The following is a 5,442-nucleotide window of genomic DNA, read 5'->3' as shown; positions in this document are numbered from 1 at the left end:
TGGCGAGATAGAAAGCTCTTCAATGAGAGTGACGATAGCTGCGTGTCCGCTTATTGCTGGGCCGCAGCTATCGTCATTATATAGACTGTATCGCAGCCCGCGCGAAGCAATACATTCAAACAGGATTCCAGCGTCGCTCCGGTCGTCAGCACGTCATCTACCAGGATAATTCGTTTGCCTTGGATTTGTGAAGGGTCGGATGCCTGGAAAATATCCTTCACGTTTTCCTGTCGTTCCGTTTTTGTTTTTCCGGTTTGGGATTTGGTGTAGCGAACGCGAGACAAGACGCTCCCTGACCACGGAATGTTCGCTATTTCCGATAGTCCTTCGGCAAAGGCATCGCTCTGATTGTATCCGCGTTCCTGCCGTCTCTTTTTGTGCAGAGGAACGCTCACAATCAAATCGGCAGTCGGAAAATCTGCTCTCTCGGTCAATTCCTGCGCCATCATTTTTCCTAACAATATGCCTACTTCCGGCTTGTTTTTGTACTTCAAAGCGTGGAGCAAATTCTGTACTTTTCCCCTTTTTGTGAAAGCCAGAAAAGAAAAGACACCCTTTACCTCGCGGTAGCCCACAAATTTTGCCGTGACCGTTGCTTTCGCTACGCTATCTGAATCTACCTTGGGTAAGGTAGCCTGACACTAAGTGCAGATAATTCGCTCGTTTCCCACCAGAGCGTTCTCGCAGGCCTCGCAGCATCGTGGGAAAAGCAAATCAACGAAATCGTTCCAATAGGTCCGCCAGGTGATTTCCATAAAAACTCTTTTCGGCTGGTTGTCGTTGAATCCCGCACAGCGAGCTAAAATATAATAACGATACGGGACTCTCCACCAAGTACCCATACTTACTCAAAAAATGAATGCTATCGACACACCACTAGATGTTCAGTGGAAAAATTTGTTGGAAAACCTACAGAAGATTATCGGCAAGAAACCGGGCGACCTGAACGGCGTGCTTTTCCTGATCGGCGTGCAGGAACTGGGTAAGGGAGCCATAAATTTTACCAAAGAACAGAAGCAAGACCTTATGCACATCGGCATTTGCCGGGTACTTAGCCTGTCGGGCTATTACGAGCTACGGGGCGAAGATACCGATGGCTGGCCGCACTGGGACTTGGTGCAACCATTGCCGCATGGCGAGATTCTGGCGCAGGAATCGCTCCTGAAGATGCACGTATTGGAGTACTTTAAAGAAAGTGGGTTGGTTTGAACCCTGTTTGTCTATAGTCTATCGAGTTATTAGGAAAAATAGATACGTCTCACAACTCCAAAAATCGCTTGATATTCCCAAACCTCAATAAATTTTTCGTCTGCTTCGTTTTCCCGCAAGGCAGCTATTGACTACACCACAGGTGCCCAATATGTGCAGTATCCCTCGGGTGAAACAGGGCCGGCGAACAGCAGACAACCGCCGCATTCCGCCCCCTCTTTTTGCGGAATGAAAAGCTGACAGTTGCTGCACATACTGTCCGGAATCGGCGATAGGTTGGTATAGCCAAGCGATTTTCTTTTTTCTATGTCCACCGCGGGTACTCCTGTGAGGTCATCGCAAGGACTAGCTTTTTTCGCGTCCTTAACCGCTACGACACTTTTCTTGGAACCTTTGCAGCTCGCTGCTAAGTACCCTCCAACCGGGGTCACTACCATCATCCGCAGGAATTCCCGGCGTTTTCTTCTCTCGATCATTTTCTTGTTTGTGTTGTACAAATGGACATAGACGACGAATGGTCTCCACTTTCCATTTGGTTAATTTTTTTCGCTAAATCGCCAAAGCCTGCCTGACATCCTCGATCGCTTTCTTCACGGCAACCGAAGCGCCTTTTTCCAACTTTTGAAGCGCTTTGACGGTAGCTTTGTCAGTTTCGCCTTTGTGCTGTGATCTCTTGATACCATTGGCCAAGCCGTTCAGCCCGGCGGTCTGCCAGCTTTCCTCGTTTGCTAAAAGTACCTCCAACAAGGCTTTAATCTCGTTTTTCCCATTGCGCGATCCGGTAATGTAGGCGAACTCTTCGATCAGTTTCATCTTGCCAGGCGAGGCGTTTTTAAAGAAAGTACCTCCGTCAGCCATCGTTTCGAGCATTTCCGCCGACGCTCCGGGCTTTGAACTCAATACCGCCATCCGATAGAAGTTGTCCTCAGCTTTTTTCTCCGCAATGCGGGCCAGTACTGGAAGTACTTCTTGGCTGGAAAATTGACCCAAGCTCAAACTTGCCTGATAAGCCACCTGCGGCGATGCGTCGTCGGTCAGTTTGATAATTTCTGGCAAGAATTGCGGGTACTTTTCGGCCAGCATCAGCGCGTGTTCCCGCACGCCTGGCTCGACGTCGCTCAAAGCTTTCTTGACATGATCCGCAGCAAGCGCATTCTGACCTTCTATACTGTAGAGAGCGAGAAGTCTCGCCTGGGCCATGGTACTTTCGTTTAATGTTTTGTTTAGCAATGGCAGGATACTATTGTCCTGCCTTTCCAGCAGCAGACGGTGGGCCGTCAGCCGCCACCATTGGTTGGGATGAGTTAAAAGAGTCACCAATTCGGCTGACTCTTTCTCCGCAAGGTTGGGAAGTACTACCTCTCTCTTTGGCCCGTTCTTTGGGAAAATACGCCAGATGCGGCCGTACTGCTCGCCGTTGGCGAAATCCATGTCCTCTTTCAGGTCTTCGGGAATTGAAACGGGCGTTTCGATGTGCTGACGGTACATATCGACCAAGTACAGGTAGCCGTCCGGCCCAGTGTAAAAATTGGCGGGACGAAACCAGGGATCGGTGCTGGTAAGGAACTCTTGTTCCTTTTCCCTGTCATCACGCGAGGCCACGAAGGCGGGCTGGTCCGGGTCACTGGAAAGTACGTCGCGGTGCACCAAATTACCCGAGACATCCCCGGTAAAGACAGCGCCGTAATAGCTTTCCGGGAAACCATCGCCGCCATAAAAAGTCCCACCGGAGGCTCCCGAGAAATAATCGCGGGCGTATTCCTTTCGATCCAGCCCGAGGGAGTCGTAGTTGGCCTGACGTCGGGCACTGCGCACCTCACGCCAATGGGGCGTGGGCGATTTTTGGAACATTTCCCGCTCGTGATCAGAAATATTGACATCCACCCGGTATGAGGGCAGGTACTCGTGGCGGTGGGCGTAGCGCCAAGCAATGGGGGCCTGCTGAATGTGCAGAGTGTTCTGGGAGTAGAAGCGGTGGCCCCAGTCGTCGACAGCCAGGCCGAACTGTCCCACTCCCGACTCCGACTGAAACAGATCTCGATCCAAACGAAAGCGAAAGTTCCCGCCCGATACGTCAATGGCCGGGGTTTCGGGCTTACGCTTGTAGCTGACGAGCCCCCTCTGGCCGTGGTTATTGGCATAGATCCAATTGTCGGGTCCGAAGCGAAGGTTGGTGACCTGGGCTTCGGAGTTCTTATCGAAGAAACCCGTGAAAATTACTTCCCGCTCGTCTGCCTTGCTATCTCCGTCGGTGTCTTTCAAGTACAAAATATCCGGTGCCGCTGTGACCAAAATGCCGCCCTCCCAGGGCAGCACACTTGTGGCGCTGGGTAAGTCTTCCGCAAAAACAAAGGACTTATCGACTTTTCCGTCACCGTCCGTATCGCGAAGCATGCGGATGCGCCCCTTGTAGTTGCCGGGCTTGGCATCGTAAGGGTAATCGCCCATTTCGACTACGTAGATGTTGCCGCGCGCATCAAAGGCAATGTCCACAGGCGACAGCACATCCGGCTCGGTAATAAATGGTTCGATGTCAAAATCGGCGTTGAGCTGGAAAGTTTCGCGAGACTCGGTAGGGGAGAGCGCGGCAGCGTATCGCTGGGCGTGACCCATGATACTCAGCAGACAGAGGACGCCGATTATCGTAAGTTTATTTTTTAGGAAATCAATTATATTCATTTGATTGACAATAAGTTAAGAAGACAAATACGGTAGCAAATAGCTTGGATGCCTACTCCGAATGATAGGGCTTGGCTGTCAAATGGGATTCTGCCTTCACGCTATTCTTGTTAACTTTTTTGGAAAGGGATTCCTAAATTTATCCATAATCTACTGAACTACAGCTTAAATAGTTTTTTCGCATTTCCATAAAGCAATTTCCGCTCGATGGCCTTGGTCGGTGCGAGCCTACGGATAGCTGCTATAGTCTGAGCACCTTGGCATTCCGGGCCGTGACCCACACTATCCACACAGTCACTGCCGTAAAGTAGTTTATCCTGGTGGCGATCCAGAAAGCCACGAGCATGATCCTCGTCCCGCAACATCGCATTCAAGCCTGATCCCGCCGACATATCGCCATATATATTAGGGTACTTGGTCAAGAACTCGTCGGTCAGGCCCCCGGCGGTCACTTTGGTTTTGGGATAAAGGACGTTTTGATCCGTATGGTTCTTATCAATGTTGGCCCACCAGGTTTGTGCGTGACCGATAAAGTTCACATCGGGGTACTTTTCCAACATCATGTGAAAGCGGTGGAAATCGTAGTTGTACATCGCGTGCTGCCAGTGCATCAGCACGGGTACCCTGTACTTTCGGGCCAGTCTATAAATCGCCTGCATCGCCGGCTCGTCGCATTCCAGGCCAAACTTGGATTCGCCGATGAGTGGGGCACCGAGTTTCAGATACTTCTCGATCTCGTCAATAGCCCCCGAAATATCCGGTACTTCGTTGGCCCCAAACGTGAAAGCTTTCGGGTACTTTTTGGCCAAAGCTCGACAGGATTCGTTGCCGCCGCACTGAGCCTGCAAACCGTTCGACTCGCCCTTATGCGTTGACAAGCCAAAGGCGGGCGTTCCGGCGGGTAGGAGAATGGTCGTAGTAACGCCCATTGCCTTCTGATGCGCCACCAACTGCGCGTCGGTCCGTCCCAAGTAGTTGGTATGCTGGTGAATGTCGATGATAGGTTCATCGGCTTCGGCTCTCCGCGCTGCCAGGTCGAATGTCAGTGCGCTTCCAGCCAGTACAAGGCTGGTGCTGGTCAAAAAGCGCCGACGGGTCAAGGTGGTCGCATTATTTTTCACGCTCATGTTATTTCACCGTTTTGTTATCTGCCAGCAGGGGCGAGGGAATCTAGGCAAATCCTTTATGCATAGATAAAAGGAGAAACAATACTGTCTTTACCTGCCCAGTTCCTTTGGCCAAACTACTGTCCCCTGGTTTGGAAGTTGTCCTATTTGAAAGTATTAAACATAATATTTCCTGCACTCACTCTCTCGCCTAGCAGTCTATTGACAAGCTCTTTCAATTTTTTTTGCGTTCAATTGTCCTGAAAGTCAGGGACTACTGCCGGTGCGTTAAAAATATTTTCTGGGAGTGTTTGGCTGATTGAAAAAAAGCTTGCACCTTTGCAATCCCAAAACGGGGAGGGCGGCTGGCAAGACAGCTTCCCGCAGGCTCCCGGCATCGGCCGGGGCAACGTTCTTTGACATGGTGGAGTGAGAGCACAGAAAAGTG

5 protein-coding genes are annotated in these 5,442 nt (G+C 50.8%); 1 reads left to right on the top strand and 4 read right to left on the bottom strand.

Annotated elements, in window-relative coordinates; all coding sequences use genetic code 11:
- Positions 1–50: 50 nt before the first annotated feature.
- Entirely contained in the window at positions 51–575 is a 525-nt protein-coding gene (locus ACEW8P_RS24465) for a ComF family protein (protein WP_373515685.1), read from the bottom strand.
- A gap of 280 nt (positions 576–855) precedes the next feature.
- Between ACEW8P_RS24465 and ACEW8P_RS24460 the strand changes: the two genes are divergently transcribed.
- Complete coding sequence (locus ACEW8P_RS24460) at positions 856–1,209, top strand: hypothetical protein (RefSeq protein ID WP_373515684.1); 354 nt, start codon at positions 856–858, stop codon at positions 1,207–1,209.
- A 131-nt stretch (positions 1,210–1,340) separates the two neighbouring features.
- On the opposite strand, the gene ACEW8P_RS24455 is transcribed toward ACEW8P_RS24460, so the two are convergent.
- From ACEW8P_RS24455 to ACEW8P_RS24445, 3 genes are all read right to left on the bottom strand, one after another.
- Positions 1,341–1,685: a high-potential iron-sulfur protein gene (locus tag ACEW8P_RS24455; RefSeq protein WP_373515683.1), complete on the bottom strand. Its 345-nt coding sequence runs from the start codon at positions 1,683–1,685 to the stop codon at positions 1,341–1,343.
- Between the two features lie 73 nt (positions 1,686–1,758).
- A complete protein-coding gene (locus ACEW8P_RS24450; RefSeq protein WP_373515682.1) occupies positions 1,759–3,888 on the bottom strand; it encodes a PVC-type heme-binding CxxCH protein in 2,130 nt (709 codons plus the stop codon).
- Between the two features lie 158 nt (positions 3,889–4,046).
- Positions 4,047–5,015 (bottom strand): amidohydrolase family protein, encoded by a 969-nt coding sequence (locus tag ACEW8P_RS24445; protein ID WP_373515681.1) that lies wholly within the window; start codon positions 5,013–5,015, stop codon positions 4,047–4,049.
- Positions 5,016–5,442: the final 427 nt, after the last annotated feature.

The organism is Persicitalea sp., assembly GCF_041751555.1.
In the GTDB taxonomy this organism is placed as follows: domain Bacteria; phylum Bacteroidota; class Bacteroidia; order Cytophagales; family Spirosomataceae; genus Persicitalea.
The sequence above is the reverse complement of the archived record's forward strand: the minus strand, read 5'-3'. Positions and strand labels throughout refer to the sequence as shown.